The organism is Polyangium jinanense, assembly GCF_028435265.1.
Lineage (GTDB): Bacteria > Myxococcota_A > Polyangia > Polyangiales > Polyangiaceae > Polyangium > Polyangium jinanense.
In genome coordinates this window covers 13,002-35,049 of sequence record NZ_JAGTJK010000018.1, presented here as the reverse complement: position 1 = coordinate 35,049, position 22,048 = coordinate 13,002, and the positions used below count along the sequence as shown (strand labels likewise).

The following is a 22,048-nucleotide window of genomic DNA, read 5'->3' as shown; positions in this document are numbered from 1 at the left end:
CGTCCAGCGTCACATCGCCGACGCCCTCGAATCCCCTTCCTTTTTGCCATCCTTCCGCTAGAAAGCACCCCGACTCTGGCGGGTCGCTTCCAGGAGAGCGGCCGCCACCGCGCGGGAACGGATTGGCATGAACATCGACCTCAAGCAGCTCCGGACGCTGCTCCGCGTCCTCGAGAAGCGTAACGTCACCGAGTTCGAGTTCGAGGACGAGCACGGGCGCATCCGGCTCGCGCGCGGCGCGGGCGGCGCGCGCGTCGTCGCCTACGAAGAACGCCCCGAGGTCGCCCCCGGCGCCCCGGCGCCCCGCCCCGTCGAGGCGGCGAGGGCCGAGAGCGACGAGAAGTGCGACTTCGTCACCTCGCCCTTCGTCGGCACCTTCTACCGCTCCCCTTCCCCCGAAGCGCCGCCCTTCGTCGAGGTCGGGAGCGCGATTCGAAAGGGCCAGGCGCTCTGCATCATCGAGGCGATGAAGCTGATGAACGAGATCGAGGCCGACTGCGACGGCACGCTCGTCGAGATCCTCGTCGAGAACGGCAAGCCCGTCGAGTTCGGTCAGAAGCTCTTCAAGATCCGGAAGGCTTGAGCGCCGCGGCGGCAAAGAGGAGGTAGGCGTCGTGTTCGGCAAGATCCTCATCGCGAATCGCGGCGAGATCGCGATGCGCATCCTCCGGGCGTGCCGCACGCTCGGGATCCGCGCGGTCGCCATCCACTCCGACGTCGACGCGAGCGCGCCGCACGTGCGCTTCGCCGACGAGGCCGTTTGCGTGGGCCCGGCCGATCCGCGCCGGAGCTACCTGAACATCCCGCAGATCATCGCCGCCGCCGAGATTACGGGCGCAGACGCGGTCCACCCGGGCTACGGCTTCCTGTCGGAGAACGCCGAGTTCGCCGATCTGTGCCGGCGCTGCGGCCTGACCTTCATCGGCCCCACGCCCGAGGCGATGCGCCTCTGGGGCGACAAGGTCCGTGCGCGGGAAGCCGCGAAGAGGTTCGGCTTGCCGCTCTTGCCGGGCACGACGGTGCTCCGCGACGGCGACGACGCCGCGGCGCAAGCGGCGGTCGTCGGCTACCCCGTGATCCTCAAGGCTGCGGGCGGCGGCGGCGGTCGCGGCATGCGTGTCGTGCGCGACGAGAGCGAGATCCGCCGCGCCTTCGAGACGGCGACGAGCGAGGCGCTGGCGGGCTTCAAGAACCCCGACGTCTACCTCGAGAAGTTCGTCGAGGAGCCGCGGCACATCGAGCTGCAGGTGCTCGGTGACAACCACGGGCACATCTTCACGTTCGGCGAGCGCGAGTGCTCCTTGCAGCGCCGGCACCAGAAGATCATCGAAGAAGCTCCGAGCCCGGCCATGACGCCGGAGAAACGGGCCGAGCTCTCCGCGGCGTGCACGCGCGCGCTCGTCGAGACGGGGTACACCTCGCTCGGGACGCTCGAGTTCCTGATGGATGAGCGGGGAAATCTCTACTTCATGGAGATGAACACCCGCGTCCAGGTCGAGCATCCGGTCACGGAGATGGTGACGGGCATCGATCTCGTGGAGAACCAGATCCGCGCCGCCGTGGGGGAATCGCTCAACCTCCCGAGCGGGCGCGCGCTCGGCTTACGCGGCCACGCGATGGAGTGCCGGATCAACGCGGAAGATCCACGCACGTTCGTCCCCTGGCCGGGCCTCATCACCGAGTACCTCCCGCCGGGCGGCGGCGGCGTGCGCGTCGAGTCGGGCGTCTACGGGGGCTTCCGCGTGCCGAACAACTACGACCCCATGCTCGCGAAGGTGATCACGCACGGCGCGACCCGCGCGGAAGCGATCGCTCGCATGCGGTCGGCCCTCGACGAGTTCATCATCGGCGGCATCCGCACGAACATCCCGCTCCACCAGGCTCTCCTGCGGGATCCGGACGTGGTCGCCGGCAAGATGTCTACGCGCACGATCGAACGACTACGATTCTAGGAAAAGTACGAACGAGCCGGACAGGCTTGAGCGAATCTCGACGAGTCCCCTTCAATCGTCGGGGTGGCTTCCCCATATTTCATCGCTAAAGACAGCAGTCACGACAGGAACGCTGGTGATGCAAGACGGTCTGCAAGTCGACTTCTCCTCCTGGGTGAACGCCACCTCCGAACCTTCCGAGCTCGTGCTCGGCGAGCCCGGGTTCGTGTACGCCGATCTCTTCGACGCCGGTCGCCTGGCCGAGCTCACGGGGCGGTTTTATGCGTACTTCGAGGCAGCGGATCCCACGGGGTACGAGCGGTTCTCGAAGTACCGCGCGTGCCAGGGGAGCGGCATGACCGCCGAGGAGATCTCGGAGGCCTTGCTGGCCGGCGCGCCGCACCTGTCCCGCTTCGTCGTGCGCCTCTTCGGCGTGGAGCGCGAGGCGGAGGCGCTCGCCGCGGGCGCCGAGGAGCGCTCGCCGCTCTGGGCCTTCAAGAAGGATTTTGCGAAGAAGCGCCTCTTCAAGCCGGGCGCGGGCAAGGCGTGGAAAGGCACGGCCGTCGAGGCCGCGCATGCAGCACGGCGCGCGCTCGCGGCGGTCGGCGCGGACGCGAGCCGGCTGGACTGCGGATCCGAAGCGGAGGAGCTCGCGGTCGCGGCGGCGACGATCGTGCTCGTCACGATCGATGATGTCGCGCGCAAGGCCGCGAAGGCAGGCGGCGCCTCGTGGACGCCCGAGCTCCACGAGAAGGCCGCGAAGGTGCGGGCCGCGATCGCCGCGGATCCGATGCTCACGCAGGTCGCTGCGGGCGCGGTGGCCGTCGCGGGGGATACGCCCGCGGACGCGGAGGACGCTGCGGTCGTCGCGTTCGCCCTCGACGCGGTGGAGGCGTGGCTCGCGGCGCGGCGCGTCGATCACCACGATCCGGCGCGGCGCTGGTCCTCGCTCAAGGCTCCGGCGACGCTCGATCACAACCAGCTCGTCCAGCTCCGCCGCGCGGACGACAAACTGCCCGAGCTCTTCGTCGGGCCCGAGCACGAGCGGCGCCACCGCGACGGCTTCGCGCTCACCGATCGGCGCGGGACCGCGCGCGAGGTCGAGAGCGAGGTCGACTACTGCCTCTACTGCCACGATCGCGACAAGGACTCGTGCTCGAAGGGCCTGCGCGACAACAAGACCGGCGCGATCAAGCCGAACCCGATCGGCGTGACGCTGAACGGCTGCCCGCTGCACGAGAAGATCAGCGAGATGCACGTGATGCGGCGGAGCGGCGACTCCATCGCGTCGCTTGCGCTCGTGTGCATCGACAACCCGATGCTGCCCGGCACCGGTCACCGCATCTGCAACGACTGCATGAAGGCGTGCGTCTTCCAGAAGCAGGAGCCGGTCAACATCCCGCAGATCGAGACGAGCGTGCTCACGGACGTGCTCGGTTTGCCCTGGGGCTTCGAGATCTACGGCCTGCTCTCGCGCTGGAACCCGCTCAACGTGAAGCGGCCGCACCCGCGCCCGTACATCGGCAAGAACGTGCTCGTCGTGGGCCTCGGGCCCGCGGGTTACACGCTCTCGCATCACCTCGCGCTCGAAGGTTTTGCGGTGGCGGCCGTCGATGGGCTCAAGATCGAGCCGCTCCCCGTCGAGCTGACGGGTGATGCCACGCGCGCGCCGCGGCCCGTGAAGGACTACAAAAAACTCTACACCGAGCTCGACGAGCGCATCCTGCTCGGGTTCGGCGGCGTGAGCGAGTACGGCATCACGGTTCGTTGGGACAAGAACTTCCTGACGGTCCTCTACATCACGCTCGCGCGTCACCAGAACTTCCGCGCCTACGGCGGCGTGCGGTTCGGCGGGACGCTCGATCTCGACGACGCGTGGAAGCTCGGCTTCGACCATGTCGCGATCGCGGCGGGCGCGGGCCGGCCGACGATCATCCCGCTCAAGAACAACGTCGCGCGTGGCATCCGCAAGGCGAGCGACTTCCTCATGGCCCTGCAGCTCACGGGCGCTTACAAGCGCTCGTCGCTCGCGAACCTGCAGGTGCGCCTGCCCGCGATCGTGATCGGCGGTGGCCTCACGGCGATCGACACCGCGACCGAGCTCATCGCCTACTACATGATCCAGGCGGAGAAAACGGACGCGCGCGTGGCGAAGCTCATCGCCGAGCGTGGCGAGGCCGCCACGATGGCCTCCTTCGACGAAGAGGAGCGCGAGTTCGTCCTGGAGCAACGCGCGCACGCGGCGCAGATCCGCGAGGAGCGCGAGAAGGCGCAACGCGAGGGCCGCGCGCCGAACCTGCAGAAGTTGCTCGACGCGTGGGGCGGCGTCTCGCTCGTCTACCGCAAGCGCGTGATCGACTCGCCGGCCTACCGCCTGAACCACGAAGAGGTCGCGAAATCGCTCGAGGAGGGCGTGCGCTACATCGAGAACATGGCGCCGGTCGAGGCGGTCCTTGACGAGCGCGGGCACGTGCGCGCCATGATCTTCGAGCGCCAGAAGGTCGACGAGGCCGGCAAGTGGACCTCGAGCGGCGAGATGGTGGAGCTACCGGCGCGCAGCGTGTGCGTCGCGGCGGGCACGAGCCCGAACGTGATGTACGAGAAGGAAAAACCCGGCACGTTCGCGTTCGACAAGAGGAAGCAGTACTTCCAGCCGCACAAGGCGTTCGTCGACGAGGCGGGCAAGCTCCACGTCGAGGCCGTCGCGGATGCGCGCGAGGGCTTCTTCACGAGCTTCAATGACGGCGCGCACGCGGTGAGCTTCTACGGCGACAACCACCCGCACTACGCCGGCAGTGTGGTCAAGGCGATGGCGAGCGCGAAGGACGCGTACCCGCACGTGGTCTCGCTCTTCGCGAAGGACATTGAGCGCCTCGGCGAGGAGCCGCAGGCCGCGCGTGATGAGCGGCGGCGCGCGCTCTACACGAAGCTCGACGACGACTTCAAGGCCGTCGTGGTGAAGGTCGAGCGCCTGACGCCGACGATCATCGACGTCGTCGTGCGCGCGCCTGCCGCGGCGCGGAAGTTCGAGCCTGGCCAGTTCTACCGGCTGCAGAACTACGAGGTCTTCTCGAAGGTCGTCGAAGACACGCGCCTCGCCATGGAGGGCATCGCGCTCACGGGCGCGTGGGTCGACAAGGAGAAGGGCCTGCTCTCGCTGATCGCGCTGGAGATGGGCACGTCGACGCGCCTGCTCTCCTCCCTCCGCGTGGGCGAGGAGGTCGTGGTCATGGGCCCGACCGGCACGCCGACCGAGATCCCCACGGGCGAGACGGTGCTGCTCGCGGGCGGCGGCCTCGGCAACGCGGTGCTCTTTTCGATCGCGAAAGCGCTCAAGGCGAGCGGCGCGAACGTCGTGTACTTCGCGGGCTACAAAAACGGCGAGGATCTCTTCAAGCAGGAGGAGATCGAGGCCGCAACGGACCAGGTCGTGTGGTGCACGGACGCCGGCGTGGAGATCGCGCCGCGCAGGCCCGCGGATCGGCACTTCCGCGGCAACATCGTGCAGGCGATGAAGGCCTACGCGGAGGGCGCGCTCGGCGGCGAGATGTTCAAGCTCTCGCAGGTGAGCCGCATCATCGCGATCGGTTCCGATCGCATGATGAACGCGGTGCGCGAGGCGCGGCACGGCGTGCTCGCGCCGCACCTGAACCCGAAGCACGTGGGCATCGTGAGCATCAACTCGCCGATGCAGTGCATGATGAAAGAGGTCTGCGCGCAGTGCTTGCAGCGCTGGGTGGATCCGGAGACGGGCAAAGAGCAGTTCGTCTTCACCTGCTACAACCAGGACCAACCCATCGATCGCGTGGACTTCAAGAACCTGTCGGCGCGCCTCCGCGCGAACAGCGCGCAGGAGAAGCTCACGAACATGTGGCTGGATCGGCTCCTCGCGAAGAAGCCCGATCTCAAGCGGATCTAGGAGCAAACGCGCCGTGCATCCGCTCGCGGAGAAGGTGCTCGCCCGGGACATGCGTGGCACGGCCCGGGCCTGCCGTTGGGCCGACGATCGCACCGGGGACTATCTTACGGTCCTGAAGGATCTGTTCCCGCACACGGGCCGCGCCTGGACGATCGGCGTCACCGGGAACCCCGGCGCGGGCAAGAGCACGCTGACGGATCGGCTGATCGCGGTCTTCCGCAAGCAAGGCAAGCGCGTCGCCGTGGTCGCGATCGATCCGACGAGCCCGTTCTCCGGCGGCGCGATCCTCGGCGATCGCATCCGGATGCAGGCGCATTTCAGCGATCCCGACGTGTTCATCCGATCGCTCGCGACGCGCGGCGCGCTCGGCGGTTTGTCCAGGTCGGCCGCGGACGTGATCCGCGTGCTCGACGCGTGGGGCGCCGACGTGATCCTCGTGGAGACGGTCGGGGTCGGTCAGGACGAGCTCGAGATCACGCGCACCGCAGACACGACGCTCGTCGTGATGGCGCCGGGGCTCGGCGACGACGTGCAGGCGATCAAGGCAGGCCTGCTCGAATGCGCAGACGTGTTCGCCGTGAACAAGGCGGATCGCGAGGGCGCGGACGCCGCGGTGCGGGACCTCGAGCTCATGATCGCGCTCGGTGGTGAGGTCGTGAAAGCGGGCGTGCACAGCCGCGGGCACGCGGCGGGGACACTCGACATCCAGAAGCAGGTGGTGCGGCACGACGCGAACAAGTGGGTGCCGCCCGTGGCGCGGACCGTGTCGACACGGGACGAGGGCGTGGCCGCGCTGGTGACGCAGCTCGAAGCGCACTACGCATGGCTCACGGGCACGGAGTCCGGCGCGGCACGGCGGTTCGAGCGGCTCCGCGAGGCGATGCGCACGCAGCTCCGCGAGGCGCTGCTCGACGCGGCGATGGGCGAGCTCGGCAGCGCGCTCGACGACGCCGCGCAAGCCGTGGCGCATCGGCAGACCGATCCGTACACGGCCGCCGAGCAGCTCGTGACCGCGTTCCGCGGCCGTTAAGCCCGCCCGCTCCCCTTCCCTTTTGCAGCCGCTTTCTTCGGCGCGATCCGCGTCGCCACGCCCTTCTTCACGACGACCTTCTTCGCTGCGGTCTTCGTCGCCGCGACCTTCTTCGTGGCCGCCTTCTTCGCGGCCTTCCTCGGCGCCGCCTCGATGACCACGGCCGGCCGCTTCTTCGGCGGCTTGCGCCCCACGTTCTCTGCCGCGAACGCGCTCGGGCACGCGTCGTTCACCCCGCACGCGGCGCACGCGGGCTTCTTCGCGAAGCAGACCCGCCGCCCGTGGAAGATCAGGACGAGCGACAGCATGTTCCAGTCTTCGGGCGGAAACAGCGCGCAGAGCGCCTTCTCGATGGTCTCGGGCTTCTGCTCCGTGGTCCAGCCGAGCCGCTGCGATAGCCGCTGCACGTGCGTGTCCACCACGACGCCCTCGGGCCGGCCAAACGCAACGCCGAGCACCACGTTCGCCGTTTTTCGCCCGACACCGGGCAGCTCCACGAGCTCGGCGAGCGTGCGCGGCACCTCGCCGCCGTGCTTCTCCACGAGCTTTTTCGCGAGCCCGACGATGTTCTTCCCCTTCTGGTTGAACATCCCGAGCCGCTCGCGCAGGAGCGCCGCGACCTCGGCGACCGGCGCGTTCGCGAGTGAGGGCGCGTCGGGCCAGCGAGCGAACAGCTTCGGCGTGATCTGATTGACCAGCACGTCCGTCGTCTGGGCGCTCAGCACCGTGGCGACGAGGAGCTGGAATGGGTTCACATGGTCGAGCTCGCAATGCGCGTCCGGGTGGATCACGCGCAGGCGCCTGAAGGTCTCCTGCGCGAGCGCGCGCGGCTGGTTCGTCGCGGTCATGCCTCGGGTCCCGGTAGAAATGGCCATCGCCCCGCGATCTCGCTCGGCTGCGAGCGTCATCTCGGGGCGATGGTTTTACCTTCTGGAACCCCTCGTGCAAAGGGGTCGTGTTTGTCTGGGGATCAGCTCACGAACGCGCGCTTTCGCGTCTCGTACTCGTCGAGGAGCTTCTCCACGCTGGAGAGCGCGTTCTCGACGGCCTCCTGCACCATCTGGAGCACGGTCGTGGCCGAGCCCTTGAGCGCCTCGTAGTAACGCTGGCGCTCGGTCGAGTGGATGATCGACGGCGGCAGGCCCGAGCGGATGAGCAAGAGGTTCATGAACAGCCGCGCGACCTTGCCGCTGTCCGACTGGAAGGGATAGACGCGCAGGAGGTCGTAGTGGGCGCGGGCCGCGATGCGCAGGCCATTGCGGGTCTTGCGCGTCTCGGGATCGTTCAGCCAATCCACGATCTGCCGCACCTTGTAGGCGATCTTGTCCGGCGGCGCATACTCGTGGAAATACAGCCGGTGCTGCGGGATGTCCTTCCGATACTTGACGGTCTTGATGTCTCCCTCTTCCGGATGGAGGATGAGGTAGATCTTCTTGATCACGTCGATCGTAATGGGCAGCTTCTTCTTGCCGTAGTCGCGGACGAACTCGATCGCCTCCTTGTGGCGGCGGATGTCGTCGTACGTCGGCTGAAGGTTCGTGTCCGAGACCGGCGGCGCATAACCGGAGAGCGCCGTGCGTAGCTCCTCGAACGTGTACACGACGCCTTCGAGCGCGCTGTCGTGGAAGATCCACGACATGTCGAAGCGGTCCGTGTAGTTCTTCTGGAACTCCTCGCTCTGCGAGGTCAAGCGCTTTTCGATGACCTCGGAGCGCTCCTCGATGGTCGCGCGGCGCTGCGGGGGAAGGAGCGGCAGCGGGAGCGCCACGACGCGCGGCGCAGGCTCGCGCACCGCGATGAGGCGGCCCTCGCGCGGCTTGTCGGCCTTGAGGAGCTTGCCCTCCTTGCCCTTCTTCTTGTCCTTCTTGTCCTTGCCGCCCTTTTCCTTGGCGACCGGCTCTCGCTCCTCGACCGGCCTCTCCTTGGCGACCTTGCCCTTCTCCTTGAGCGGGAGGGCCTTGGCCTTTTCCTTCGGAGCCGGGGCCTTTTCGGCCTCCTTCTCCTTGCGGGCTTCCTTGTCCTTCTTCGCCGCCTTCGCCTTCCGGAGCGCTTCCTTGGCGGCGAGCCGCTCGGCCTCCTCCGCCTCACGCGCGGCGCGGGCCTTGGCGGCGGCCTCGGACTTGCGGGCCTCCTTGGCCTCCTTCGCCTCCCGCGCTTCCCTCGCCTCCCGGGCCTCGGCGGACTTCTTGCGGGCCTTCTCGGCGGGGCGGACCTTCGCGGCCGGGCGAGCCGGGCGCTTCGGGCGGGCCGGCTTGGCGACGCGCTTGGCCGGGCGGGCCTTCGCGACCGGGCGCGCGGTGCGTTTGACCTTCGGGAGCGCGGCCTTCTTCTTGCGCGAGATCGCGCGCGCCTTCTGGCGCTCGGCCGCGCGGGCGGGTTTGCGCGCGACCTTCTTCGACTTCTTCTTCGCGATGGCGCGCTTGACCCTCTTTTTCGTCGGGCTTTGCGCCTTGCGGACCGGCGCGCGTTTGGCCCGGACGACCGCTACCTTTTTCTTCGGCTTCGCCGCCTTTGCCTTCTTCGCGGCCGCGCGCTTTTTCACCACGGCCACGCGCTTCGTCGCGCGCGCGGCGGCGGCCTTGCGGACGGCCTTCTTGGCGGCTGGCTTCGCTCGCTTCGTGGCCTGCGCACGCGGCTTTTTCTTGAGCTTCGCCGCCGCGGTTTTTCGCGGCGGGGCTGCGCGCCGACTCGCCTTGGCTCGGGTAGCTGCCTTCTTCTTGGTGTTTTTGGCCAATTTACGGGTCTTTTTAGCCGCCATGGAGCGTGATTCCAGCGGTCGCTCGGAGAACCCCCCGCGGCGACACGGCACGATGAGTCTGTCGGGCCCCTCGAGGCCCGTGCGACGGGGCGTGAGGGTAGCAACCAAGGATTTTGCCCGTCAACCGCTGTTCTTGCACGAACGGCGCGGCCGCGTCGCCCCAATTCGTACCCCCTCGGCCCAGAAGCGCGCAAAAGGGCCGCTCGGATCTCCGAGATCGGCCCCTTCGCGCGGTCCAGACGATGTCGTTCAGGCGTCGATGTTGATGCCTAGCTTACGACGGATCGCGAAATAATCCTCGCCGACCGAGAACAGAACGAGCTCCTTCAGGCGCTCCTTCTGCGGCACGGCGCTCGCGGAGTCGTCGGCGGCCTTGATGATTTCCTGTGCAATCTCGAGGTCGTTCGCCACGACGAAGCCCGCGCGGTCGGCCGTGAGGTCGACGCCCGCGACCCACTTCTTGAGGTCGATCGCGCCGGCCTGGAGGAGCTTCGTGACGGCGCTCGCGAGCTCGTCGCGCCGCGCGCCCGTGATCACCGCCTCGATGACCGCGAGGTTCTCCTTCACCGGACCCTCGATGTCCTTGGAGATCGGGAAGTTCGGGGAAATGAGCTTGATCGCGGCGAAGAGCCACGCCCGGAGCCCCGTGCCCGTGGGGACGAGGTAGCGGAGGTACATGCCCGGCCGGTAGTACGTGAGGTGGCGGCTCGCGATGAACGCGCCCATCTGCGGGGGGACCTCCGTGGCGAGCGCGGCAGCGCCGAGCACGATCGCGGGGTTGTGGGCGTGGAGGAACGAGAGCCCCCCAGGATCCATGGGATTCTGGAAGCAGATGGGCAACTCGAGGCCCAGCACGCCGGCCGCGAAGACGATCGTCTGCGAGAGCGGGTACGGGTGCCGCATGAGGTCGATGGCGTAGGCCATCTGGTAGCCGAGCGCCTCCAAGGGCTGGCCGTTCTTCATGATCACGGCCGGCTGGATGACGGCGAAGACGTTCGTCAGGAGCGGGTCGGCGTCCGGGTGCGTGAGGTTCGTGAACCAGTCGTCCTCACCGAGCGGGACCTGCGCCGCGGCCGCCGTGTCCGAGCGCATGCGCTTGAAGAAGCGCTCCTCGTCAGGCTCGGCGAAGCTCATCAGCGTGAGGGCCTGGCAGAGGCAGTACGCGGAGTCAGCGCGCTTCGACTCGGTGTAGAGCTTGCGCAGGAGCTTGTACGGCTCGGGGCGGTAGGGGTTGCGACGGAGCAGGATCGCCTGCGCCGCCACGGCCTTGTCGAGGTACTGCGCAGGGTCGCTCGCGTAGAGCTTGGCGAGCAGCTCCTCGCGCTCGTGGTTCTCGGGATCGAGCGTCTGCGCGGCTTCGTACGCGTCGATCGCGTCCGCGATCGCGCCGAGCTTGTCCTTGTAGAGCGCGCCGAGCTTCTCCATCGTGGCGAGCACCTTCGACGTGTCGTTGCGCTCGGTCGCTCGCTCGAGATCGACACGCACGAGGCGCTCGACGCCCTCCCAGTCGCCCTTCTGCTCGCGGACCTCGATCGCCTCGGCGAGCGCCTTGTCGAGCGAGGGATCGAGCTCGAGGACCTGGTCGTAGTACTCGATCGCCTTGTCCGAGTCGCCGAGCTGACGCCAGCTCACGATCGCGGCAGTGTGCATGTACTTCGCCTTTTGCCGCTTGTCGTCGATCTTGCTCGCGAGCTTGAGCACGACCTCGATGAGCTTCGACCAGTCCTTCTCCTCGCTGTAGAGCTGCATCAGCTTGGTCAGGATCTTCCGATCGTCCGGGCGCTCGTCGAGCGCGGCGACGTAGCTCTTCGCGGCGCGGGTGCGATCGCCGAGCTGCGCGGCCATGATGTCGCCGACGTCGAGGAGCAACGCGACGCGCTCGTCGCCGCTGACGACGTCGATGCGGCGCATCTTGAGGCGGATGACCTCCTCCCAGTCCTTCTTCGCCTCGTAGAGCCGCACGAGCGCCGCGATCGGCTCGGGCGCCTCGGGCATGAGGTCGGCTGCGTCGAGCAGCGGCAAGACCGCCTCCTCGACCTCGCCGAGCGAGAGTCGCGCCTGGCCGAGGTAGAGCATCGCCTCGGCGCGATCGACCGGATCGAGCTTGTCGGCGAAGCGGTTCGAGAGATCGACGTAGAGCGCGGCGCTCTCCTTGTACTGCTTGGCGTCGTAGCGGACCTTCGCCGCGCGGCGGATCGCCTGCGGGACGTCGGGCGCGAGCGCGAGCAACGTCGGGAGGACGGAGACGGCCTTTTCGGTCGAGCCGATCTTGCTGAGCGCGTCGATGTAGTGGCTGACCACGTCGAGCGCGAGGTCCTTCGGCATCGCGTCGGAGCGGTTCGCCAGCGACTCGAAGTGCTTGGCCGCCTCGACGAAGCGAGAGGCGTTGAAGGCGATCTCGCCCGAGACGTAGAGCGCCTTCATGTTCGTCGGATCGAGGTCGATCGCCTTCGTCGCAGCCGCCTGGGCGCGATCGGTATCCTTGAGCTTCTCGTGCAGGAGGAAGGCCATCTCGCCGTAGTGGCGCGCCTTCGCGAGGTTGCCCTCCGCCGCTTCGATCTCGCGGCCGAGGAGCTCGACGGCGCTGGTCGCGTCGCCGCGCGCGAGGTAGGAGGCGCGGAGCGCGGTGGAGGCCGCGACGTTGCCGGGCTGCGCGTCGAGGGCCTTCTTGTATCGCTCGATCGCGCCGTCGCGATCGCCCTTGTCGTCGAGCAGCTTGGCGGCGCGGATCCAGAGATCGGCGCGCGTCTCGGGCGTCGTCGCCTTGACGGCGAGCGACTCGATCGCGGAGAGCGCGGCGAGCGCGTCGCCGCTCGCGGCGCGGACGTTCGCGAGGGATTCGAGCGCGCCGCCGTGCTGCGGATCGATCTCGATGACCTTCTCGTACGTCTTCGAGGCGCGCTCGGGCGAGCCGACCTGCTCGACGAGCACGCGGCCCATCGCGAGAAGCAGCTCGATGCGGCGCTTGTCGTCGATGACGATGCGGAGGAGGCGCTCGTAGAGCGAGACGACGTCCTCCCAGCGCTCGAGCGCGCGGTAATGCCGCATGAGCGCGGTGAGCGTTCCCTCGTGCGCCGGATCGATCTGGAGGATCGCCTCGTACGCCTCGGCGGCCTTGCCGTGATCGAGGAACTGCTCGTCGTGGATGCCGGCGAGCCGCTCGTAGAGGTTGATCTTCTGGCGCGGCGTCGCGCTGATCGCGATCTGCTTCTCCAGGTTGCCGACGAGCTCCTTGTAGCGGCCCGTGCGGTTGTAGATGCGATCGAGGCCCCGCAGCGCGGTGAGGCCGTGCGGGTCGACGTCGAGCGCGGCCTCGTAGCGGCGCGTGGCCTCGCCGAGGTCGTTCAGCTGATCCTCGTAGAGCTCGGCGACCTTGCAGATGGCCTCGACGCGGGCCTCGCCGCGGAGCGCGTCGGCGCGGCGCTCGAGGATCTTCGCGTAACCGGCCCAGTCCTCCAGGCGGTGGTAGATGCGGCCGAGCGCCTCGGCGGCTTTGTCGTTGCTCGGATCCTCCTGGAAGATGTGCTCGAAGAGATCACGAGCGCGCGAGGCGTCGTTGAGCCGCGTCTCGAGGACGTCGGCGGCCTCGGCGCGGATCTCGCGGGAGCGCTCCGGCGTCGCGGCGCGATCGGCGCGGGTCTGAAGGATCTGGCAGAGCTCCTGCCACTGCTGCGCGCGGCGGTAGAGCTGCGCCATGCCGTCGAGCGCGCCGTCGTGCCCAGGCTCGGCCGAGAGCACGGCCTGGAAGCAAGGAAGGCCCATGTCGGGCCGCGCGATCTTCTCGGAGTACCAGCGCCCGAGCAGGTTGAAGAGCGCGATCTTGGCCTCGGTCGACATCTCCGCGCTGGTCGTCGCGGTGCTCAAGATCTGGAGCGCCTCGGCCCAGACCTTCATGTCGCTGCCGGCCGAGCGCTCGAGATCCTTCGCGTAGTCCTGGTTCTGCGGGAGGATGGAGAGCGCCTGCGCGAAGGCGAAGACGCCTTGCTCGACGTCTTCGAGCTCGCGCACGTAGAGGCGGCCGATCTCGTTCAGCGCGCGCGCCCGCGCCGGCGGATCCTGCGCCTTCTCGCTGCGCTCGAGGAGCATCTCGACGACCTCCTCGTGCTTCTTGAGCTGCCTGCGCACGTCCTCGAGCGCGCTGAACGCGACGTCGTCGTCCTCGTCGAGCTCGACGATCTGCTGGAGCACGCCCTCGGCCTTCTCCAGATCCTTCGCGACGTTCTCGTAGGTGCGGGCGGCGCGGAAGAGGAGCTGCTTCTTCGTCTCCGCAGCCTTGATCTTCTCGCCCGCGCTCTCGCCCTCGTCGACCTCGGAGGCCGCGATGACGAAGGCCTCGGCGACCTTGTGCGGATCCGCGCCGTCACGCGCGGCGCTCTCCAGCGCGAGGGCCGAGTCGTGATCCATGGGATCGGCCAGGAGCAGATCAGCGAGGTCGTTGATCTCGTCGTCGGTGAAGGTCTTGCCCTTGGGCGCTTCCTCCGCGCTCTTGGCCGTGGGATCGACGAGATCGAGCGCGCCGCTCACACCCTTGGGGCGCGCACTCGGGTTCTTGTCGAGCAGGCGCGCGATGATCTCGTCGAGCTCCTTGTTGACCCAGCCCTTCGGCGCGATCGAGGAAGCAGCAGGCGCCTCGCGGACGAGGTGCGCGGCGGCGATGTCGGCGCCGGTCTCGGCGTTGAACGGAGGCTTGCCCGCGAGGAGCTCGAAGAGCATCGCGCCGAAGCCGTAGATGTCGCTCTGCGCGTCGATCGCGCCGGCGCGGATCTGCTCGGGCGAGAGCGCGCGGGCGAGCGTGGGGACGCCGAAGGGACCACCCACGCCGGCGCCGAGGCGATCGCATCCCGCGTCTACGAGGTACGCGCGGACCTTGCCGCCTTCGCCGCGGCCGACGAGCACGTTCTCGAGCTTGATGTTGCCGTGCACGACGCGCGCCTCGTGCAGCGCGGTCAGGGCCGAGAGGACGGCGCGGACGATCTCGCGCGCCTCGTTCATGTGCAGCGCGCCCGTGCGCGTCACGCGCGCGGCGAGCGGCTGGCCGTCGATGGGCGCGTACGCGACGTACGCGTGGCCCGAGACGACGCCAGCTTCGAGCGACGCAGGCAGGCCTTCATGCTGCACCTTCGCGGCGAGACGAACGGCCGTGAGGAATCGCTGGAGAGCGCGCGGCCCGGAAGCGGCGTCCTTGCGAAAGACCTTGAGGCTCCGCTCCTCGGGCTTGTCCTCGCCCTCGACCTTTCGGGTCGCGGCGTAGACGACGGCGCGCGGGCCCTCGCCGATCTTGCGCGTGATCGTGAACGCGCCGAACGCCTCGCCGGCCTTGATCTCGGTGTCTGCGCTCGTGCCCTTCTTCGCGAGCTCGCGCAGTTTCGCGTCGGCCTCGGGCCTCACGGCGAAGATCGCGTCGAGCAGCGCGCCTTCGGCGTCGTTCTCGAAGCAGCGATCCGTGAGCGCGCGTGCGAAGGATGCCTTCGAGACGGCGCCTCCAACCTGGGCCGGATCGAGCCCGAGCAGCTCGCTCGACAGCGCGGTCATTTCATCGAGCGAGAAGAGGCGCTCGAGCTCACCTCGGACGATATCGATCGACATGCAATCTCCTCGGATCCTTCGCGCGGGCGTCCTCGTCTGGTCATGGTTCGGTCCAGCCGAACCGACCAGGGCGTCCGCGGGCGGGCGTATGCTAGCCAAAGGTCCGGTCGTTCGCGAAGAACAACTGACGCAAAAGCACGGATCTTTACGAAGGACGCGAGCCCGGAAAGTTGACCGGGCGCCCGCGGCCGTGGCAGGGAGATAGACGTGCGTCGACTCACCTTGGCGATCGAGCGGGTGCTGCCGGTCGGAATCCTGATCGTGGCGGTCATCGGGGTGCCGGTGATGATCCTTTCCCCGGAGGGTCTGCCGCGGCTGCGGGGGCTCGAACGGGAGCTCGAGCAGGTGGAAGAGGAGAGTGCGGAGATGCACCGCGAGATCGACGCACTGCGCGGTCGGGTCGAGCGGCTGCGGGACGATCCGACGGCGGTCGAGCGCATCGCGCGGGACAACCTCGGGCTCGTGCGACAGACCGAGGTCGTCTTCCAGTTTCCCGCGTCGCGCTGAGGGCCCAAGGCGCCCCTCGCCAACATAAAGAGTGATATCGTTCGCGCCGTGTCGGTGGAGTTGGGGCGACGCCTGATCGCGGCGAACCTGGTGACGCGGGAGAAGGTGCAGGCGGCGCTGCTCCTGTCGGTCGTGCGGGGAATTCCCTTCACGCGCGCGCTCGTAGATCGCGGGGCGATCACGGAGGCCGAGCTCGACGAGGAGATCGCGCGGTACGCGGGTCCCGGGCTGCGCCACGTGCAAGGCGCGCCGGACCTCGTAGCGAAGTTGCCGCGCGCGATGTGCCGGAGGCTCTGCGCGCTTCCGACGCGGCTCGATCCGTTCACGGGGACGGTGGACGTGGCCGCGGCCGATCCGCTCGACACGCACATCGAGTCGGAGATGTCGTTCCACCTCGGCGCGCCGGTGCGCGTGCTGCGCGCGCCGATCGGCGCCGTGGAAGAGGCGATCCGGCGGATCGAGCTCACGGCCGCGCAACCCGAGGCTCCGAAGAAGCCACGAGGTCGCCGCATCACGCCGCCCTCGCCTTTCGGCGCGCCGCAGTCGTCGATCCCGCCGCCGCCCACGATCAGCACGCCGATCCCGCTCGTGAAACGCGTGCCGGAGGGCGGTGACGCAGATCCGACGAACGCAGCCACGCCGGCCACGCGACGCGGCGCGCCGGGGACGTTGCGTGGAGCGGCGCCGATCGAGCGGCCCGTTCGTTCCGCGTTGCCCGCGACGAAGGCCGCGGCAGCGGCTCCGGCGAGCGGGGACGATCCGCCGCGCGTGTCGTTTCCTTCGACGCCGCCGCCGGGCCCGGCCTCGGTTCCCTCGCCGCTCGCCGTGGCGCCGCCCGAGCTCACAGCGTGGCGCGGCGCGACACGTCCGACCCTCGATCCATCGGTGTTCTCGCGTTCGCCGTCGAGCGACGGAGGCACGGCGCCGCGCGTCGTGGGCGACGCGGCGAGCGCGGAGAAGGCCGAGCGAGCGGCGGCGATGTGGACGACGCATGACGCGCCCGTCTCGCATGCGCTCGCGCCGGCGCTCGGGGCCCCGATCGCGGAGCCGCCTGCAGGGCCGAACTCGTTCGCGCCTGCGCCGTCGGCGCGTCGTGGTGGTGTGTCGGTGCCGCCGCCCGCGATGTCGCTTCCGGTGCCCGTGAAAGGCCAGGTGATCGCGCCTGCGCCGACGCCCGCTCCGGATTCCGAAGAGGAGCCGCAACGCCAGACGTTCGTCGGTCCGCCTCCCCTGCCCTTCCCGGATCCGAGCGCGATCCTCGGAGCGCTCGCGCGCGCCGCGACACGCGACGAGATCGTCTCGCTCGCGCTCGGAGGCGCGGCGCTCTTCGCGCGACGCGTGGCGCTCTTCGCGGTCAAGCGCGATGGGTTCCACGGTTGGACGTGCAACGAAGACTTCGGGGACGAAGAGGCGCTGCGAGCGCTCTCGATCCCGCACGACGTGCCGAGCGTGTTCGCGACGGCGACGGCGACGTCGATCTACCTCGGGCCCGTGCCCGAGACGGAGGCGCACGCGGGGCTGCTCGCGGTGATGGAGCGCGCGAGCACGGACGTGGCCGTCGTGGCGGTGCGCGTCGCGGGGCGGCCGGCGGCGGTGCTCATGGTCGACGATCTCGGCGACACGCTCACCGGCACGCGCAGGATGGACGAGCTCGCTCGCGCTGTGGGCGAGGCGCTCGCGCGGCTCTTGTCGGCGCGAGGTTGAACGTCGAGGACGACGAACGATGAAGAGCGACGACCGAGCGGAAGGCCAGGCGAAGGAAGAGTTCGAGAAGCGGCTCGCGAAGGCGCGCAAGGCGGCGAGGCCACGCGCGCCGCTGCTCTCGGGGCCGCCCGGATCGGTCGGCGAAGGCGCGGACGATCTCTACGACGAGGAGACGCTCGAGCGCCTCGGCTTCGAGCCCGCGCGTGATCTCGGCTTCCCGGGGATGCCGCCGTTCACGCGCGGCGTGCAGCCGAACATGTACCGCGGGCGCCTCTGGACGATGCGGCAGTACGCCGGCTTCGGCACCGCGGAGGAGTCGAACGCGCGCTACCACTACCTGCTCTCGCAGGGACAAACCGGTCTTTCGGTCGCGTTCGATCTGCCGACGCAGATGGGGCGCGACTCGGATCACGCGCTCGCGGCCGGCGAGGTGGGGCGCGTGGGCGTGGCGATCGACTCGCTCGGCGACATGCGACGGCTGCTCGCGGGTCTGCCGCTCGACACGATCTCCACGTCGATGACGATCAACGCGACGGCGGCGATCCTGCTCTCGCTCTACATCGCGGTCGCGGATGAGGCCGGGGTTCCGAGGGACAAACTTCGCGGCACGATCCAGAACGACATCTTGAAGGAGTACATCGCGCGCGGGACGTACATCTACCCGCCGCGGCCTTCGATTCGGCTCATCAGCGACATCTTCGCCTTCTGCTCGAAGGACGCGCCGAACTGGAACACGATCTCGATCAGCGGCTACCACATGCGCGAGGCGGGCTGCGATGCGGCCCAGGAGATCGCGTTCACGCTGGCCGACGGGATCGCGTACGTGAAGGCCGCCGTCGAGGCCGGGCTCGACGTGGACGACTTCGGCGGGCAGCTCTCGTTCTTCTTCAACGGGCACAACAACCTGCTCGAGGAGATCGCGAAGTTCCGGGCGGCGCGCAGGCTCTGGTCGTCGATCATGCAGGAGCGGTTCGGCGCGAAGACGGACCGGGCGCGGGCGCTCAAGTTCCACTGTCAGACGGCGGGGATGACGCTGCTCGCGCAGCAGCCGATGGTGAACGTGGTGCGCGTGGCGATGCAGGCGCTCGCCGCGGTGCTCGGCGGTTGCCAAAGTTTGCACACCAACGGATTCGATGAGGCGCTCGGACTGCCGACGGCGGAGGCGGCGACGCTGGCGCTCCGGACGCAGCAGGTGATCGGCTACGAGTCGGGCGTGACGGACTTCGTGGATCCGCTCGGCGGCAGCTACGCGGTCGAGGCGCTGACGACACGGCTCGAACAGGCGGCGCGTGAGTACATCCGGCGTGTCGACGAGCTTGGCGGGATGGTCTCGGCGATCGAGCAGGGCTACGTGCAGCGCGAGATCCAGGCGGCGGCGTATCGCTATCAGCTCGAGATCGAGGAGAAAAAGCGGATCATCGTGGGCTTGAACGAGTTCGCCTCGGAGAGCCCGCCCGTGCCGGTGATGAAGATCGATCCGCGTATCGAGCGCGAGCAGGCTGAGCGGACGCGCGCGTGGCGCGCCGAGCACGACACGCCGGCGAAGGCGGAATCCCTTGCCGTGATCGATCGCGTCGCGAAGGACGGGAGGGAAAACCTCTTGCCGCCGATCCTTGCGGCGGTGAAGGCCGGCGCGACCGTGGGCGAGATCAGCGACGTGCTACGTGCCGCCTGGGGCGAGCACACGGAAATCCTCACCATCTGAGTGCATCGACCGCACCGCGGTCGATGCATCAAACGTCCAGGGCTTGCCCTGGTTCGGGTCCAGGGGCGAACTGCCCCTGGTCGGGTCCGGGGTGAAACCCCGGCGCCACGCTGTCCCCTACAATCACGTATCGCCGGGATCGTACAAACCGCGCTTCTTCAGCAACGCGCGGAGATGGTTCCGCGCGACGTCGGCCTGACGCGAAGCCTTCGAGAGGTTGCCGCCGCAGCGACGAACGAGGGCGTCGAGGTAGGCGCGCTCGAAACGATCGATCGCGCGGGCCTTGGCTTCGGCGAACGTTCCTTGGAGGTCCAACGGCTCGCGCTCGGCCTCGCTCCCGCGGAAACCGAAACCCTCGCCGGCGAGATCGTTCTCCGTGATCGTCCCGTCCTGGCAGAGCGCTGCCGCGCGCGCGATCACGTTGCGCAGCTCGCGCACGTTGCCCGGCCACTTGCGCAGCGTGAGGCTTCGCAGCGCCTCCTCCGTGATCGAAAGCGGGCGCTCCGACGTGGAGAGCTCCTCGAGGAAGTGACGCGCGAGCAGCGGGATGTCTGCTGGGCGCGCGCGGAGCGGCGGCAAGAAGACGCGCGCCTCGGCGAGGCGGAAGTAGAGGTCCTCGCGGAAGCGGTGTGCCTCGATCTCGGCGCGTAGATCGCGGTGCGTCGCGGCGATCAGGCGGAAGTCGACCGGGATGATCTCGTGGCCGCCTACGCGCGAAAATGTGCGGCTCTCGAGCACACGCAGGAGCTTCGGCTGCAGGTCCATCGGCAGCTCGCCGATCTCGTCGATGAAGAGTGTGCCGCCGTGCGCGCGCTCGAACGTGCCGATGTGCCGCGCGTCGGCGCCGGTGAATGCGCCGCGCTCGTGGCCGAAGAGCACGCTCTCCGCGAGCGTCGGCGGGATCGTGGCTGCGTCGAGCACCACGAACGGGCCCTCGCTCCGCGGCGAGTGCTTGTGGATCGCGCGTGCGAGCTCCTCCTTGCCCGTGCCGGTCTCGCCTTGCGCGAGCACGGTGAGCTGGCTCGGCGCCACGCGTTCGAGCGTCGCGAAGAGCTCGCGCATCTCGGCCGAGACGCCGATGAGCCCGCCGAATCGGCCGCCTTCGCTGCCGCGCTCGGGCTCGGCGCGATCGTCGACCTCGACGCGGACGAGCGAGTCGCCGATCTTGAGCAGCGCGCCTGGGCCGAGCTCGACCTCATTGAGGCGGTGCGGGCCGAGCCATGTGCCGTTCGTCGTGCCGAGATCCCGCACGAGCACGCGACCTTCGGGCCTGCGTTCGAGCTCGAGGTGCGTCGCGGAGATGCGCGGATCGGGGATGACGAGGTCGTTGGTTTGGTGCCGGCCCACGGTGGCGCGGGCGCGGGTCACGAGGAGCGTCTTGCCGGCACCCGGTCCCTGGGTGACGACGAGACGCGCGACGCCGCCGCCTGGTTTGGCCTGGCGGGGCGCGATTTCGGTCGCGGGAAGCTTAGGGGAAGCAGTGTCGCTCACGGTCAGCTCGGAGGGGTATCATGAACGGGCGACGCGTACTCTAGAAACCGGCTTCGTTCACTTGCGTCAGGGGCTTGGTGCCGCCCCGCGTCGTCGTCACCGCCGGCCGTGTGGGCGGAACCGAGGCCGAAGAGGCTGCTGCGCTCGTTGCTTGCACTACCGGGCGCACCTCGGCTGCGGGAGACGTGGTTACGGGGGCTTGCGTGGGGCTCGACGCGGGCTTCGTTCGAGGATCGTGCTCCTCTGGGGTCGGCGCGGCGGCGCCGCTCGTTGCCTTCGTGGGGGCGACCTGGGGGGCCGGGGCGGGATCCCGCGTCAAGAACGTGGCGATCGTCCCGCCAAGGAGGGCCGCGCCGGCCATCAGGACGACGCTGGCGAGGGCGCGGGATCGCTGCGGCTTCGGCGCTTTCGTCTCCGCGAGGATGGGCGTGGGGATCGGCGCGGGAGAAGGTTTTGCGACCGCCGTGCTCGCGGGTTTTTTCGTCTCGGGGGGCGGCGGCTCGGCGGGCGTCGGATCTGCTGCGGCCGAGCAGAGCGCGGTTTGCAGGGCTTCGGCCATCTCGCCGGCGTCCTTGAAGCGCTCGGTGCGATCGGTGAGCAGACAACGATCGACGAGCTTCGCGAGCGCGCCGGGCACGTCGCGCGCGACCTCGGCGAGCGCGGGCGCGTCCTTGCGGCGGATCGCGGTGAGCACCGCGTTCGCGTTCGGTGCTTCGAACGGACGCCTGCGCGCGAGCATCTCGTAGAGGATCACACCGAGTGCCCACACGTCGCTGCGCGCGTCCACGTCCGGATCTCCGAGCGCCTGCTCGTAGCTCATGTACTGCGGCGTGCCGAGCACCTGCCCCGTTGCCGTCAGCGTCGCGCAGAGCTCGGGATCCGCCGCCGCCGCGCGCACCTTGCTGATGCCGAGATCGATGATCTTCGGCACCGTGCTGCCGTTCGTACGATGCAGGACGATGTTGGCGGGCTTGAGATCACGATGGACGATCCCCGCGCGGTGCAGGGCCGCGACGCCGCGCGTGATCGCGAGTGAGATCGCGCCGGCTTCCTTCCAGTCGAGGGGCGGATCGCGGGCGATGCGATCGGCGAGCGTCTCGCCGTCGAGCAGATCGAGGACGAGGTAGAGGAAGCCGTCCTCGGTCTCGCCCACGTCATGCACGCCGACGAGGTGCTCGTGCTGGGCGAGCGCGAGCAGGCGCGCCTCTTTCATGAAGCGATCGCGCACCTCGGTGCGCCATCCGGCCGCGTCGAGTGAGATCGCCTTGATCGCGACCTCGCCGCTGGAGACGCGATCCTCCGCGACCCACACCGTGGCCATCGCTCCCTCCGCGAGGGGGCGAACCAGCGCGTAACGCTCGGCGAGGACGCGGCCGATCTCCACTTCCGTAAGAAGTATCATACGAGGCTCGTTTCC

General features: G+C 68.9%; 12 protein-coding genes. 7 read left to right on the top strand and 5 right to left on the bottom strand.

What is annotated here, in order from left to right; all coding sequences use genetic code 11:
- Positions 1-127: 127 nt before the first annotated feature.
- The 4 genes from accB to meaB all read left to right on the top strand — a co-directional run bounded on the left by accB (position 128) and on the right by meaB (position 6,880).
- Complete coding sequence (accB, locus tag KEG38_RS28125; RefSeq protein WP_272423026.1) at positions 128-583, top strand: acetyl-CoA carboxylase biotin carboxyl carrier protein; 456 nt, start codon at positions 128-130, stop codon at positions 581-583.
- A 31-nt stretch (positions 584-614) separates the two neighbouring features.
- Positions 615-1,952, top strand: coding sequence for an acetyl-CoA carboxylase biotin carboxylase subunit (accC, locus tag KEG38_RS28120; protein ID WP_272423025.1), 1,338 nt, complete (start codon positions 615-617; stop codon positions 1,950-1,952).
- A 118-nt stretch (positions 1,953-2,070) separates the two neighbouring features.
- Positions 2,071-5,850 carry an FAD-dependent oxidoreductase gene (locus KEG38_RS28115; protein WP_272423023.1) on the top strand — a complete coding sequence of 1,260 codons (3,780 nt, stop codon included), beginning with the start codon at positions 2,071-2,073 and terminating at the stop codon, positions 5,848-5,850.
- 13 nt (positions 5,851-5,863) lie between these two features.
- Positions 5,864-6,880, top strand: coding sequence for a methylmalonyl Co-A mutase-associated GTPase MeaB (gene meaB / locus KEG38_RS28110; RefSeq protein WP_272423021.1), 1,017 nt, complete (start codon positions 5,864-5,866; stop codon positions 6,878-6,880).
- Here meaB and nth read toward each other — a convergent pair.
- The 3 genes from nth to KEG38_RS28095 form a co-directional block, all read right to left on the bottom strand.
- The gene (gene nth, locus KEG38_RS28105; protein ID WP_276073679.1) at positions 6,877-7,728 is read right to left on the bottom strand and encodes an endonuclease III; all 852 of its coding nucleotides are present in this window, start codon (positions 7,726-7,728) and stop codon (positions 6,877-6,879) included. The genes meaB and nth overlap by 4 nt on opposite strands.
- Before the next feature lie 122 nt (positions 7,729-7,850).
- Entirely contained in the window at positions 7,851-9,638 is a 1,788-nt protein-coding gene (locus tag KEG38_RS28100; RefSeq protein WP_272423020.1) for a Fic family protein, read from the bottom strand.
- 249 nt (positions 9,639-9,887) lie between these two features.
- A complete protein-coding gene (locus KEG38_RS28095) occupies positions 9,888-15,224 on the bottom strand; it encodes a protein kinase domain-containing protein (protein WP_272423018.1) in 5,337 nt (1,778 codons plus the stop codon).
- Positions 15,225-15,431: 207 nt separating this feature from the next.
- On the opposite strand from KEG38_RS28095, the gene KEG38_RS28090 reads away from it, so the two are divergent.
- The 3 genes from KEG38_RS28090 to KEG38_RS28080 are packed head-to-tail and all read left to right on the top strand — an operon-like array spanning position 15,432 to position 19,140.
- Complete coding sequence (locus KEG38_RS28090; protein WP_272423016.1) at positions 15,432-15,731, top strand: FtsB family cell division protein; 300 nt, start codon at positions 15,432-15,434, stop codon at positions 15,729-15,731.
- 48 nt (positions 15,732-15,779) lie between these two features.
- Positions 15,780-17,435, top strand: coding sequence for a GspE/PulE/PilB domain-containing protein (locus KEG38_RS28085; RefSeq protein ID WP_272423014.1), 1,656 nt, complete (start codon positions 15,780-15,782; stop codon positions 17,433-17,435).
- Between the two features lie 19 nt (positions 17,436-17,454).
- Positions 17,455-19,140, top strand: a complete 1,686-nt coding sequence (locus tag KEG38_RS28080) for an acyl-CoA mutase large subunit family protein (protein WP_272423013.1) — start codon at positions 17,455-17,457, stop codon at positions 19,138-19,140.
- Between the two features lie 123 nt (positions 19,141-19,263).
- On the opposite strand, the gene KEG38_RS28075 is transcribed toward KEG38_RS28080, so the two are convergent.
- Together KEG38_RS28075 and KEG38_RS28070 are read right to left on the bottom strand one after the other, a co-directional pair.
- A complete protein-coding gene (locus KEG38_RS28075; protein WP_272423012.1) occupies positions 19,264-20,631 on the bottom strand; it encodes a sigma 54-interacting transcriptional regulator in 1,368 nt (455 codons plus the stop codon).
- Positions 20,632-20,671: 40 nt separating this feature from the next.
- Entirely contained in the window at positions 20,672-22,033 is a 1,362-nt protein-coding gene (locus tag KEG38_RS28070) for a serine/threonine-protein kinase (protein ID WP_272423011.1), read from the bottom strand.
- Positions 22,034-22,048: the final 15 nt, after the last annotated feature.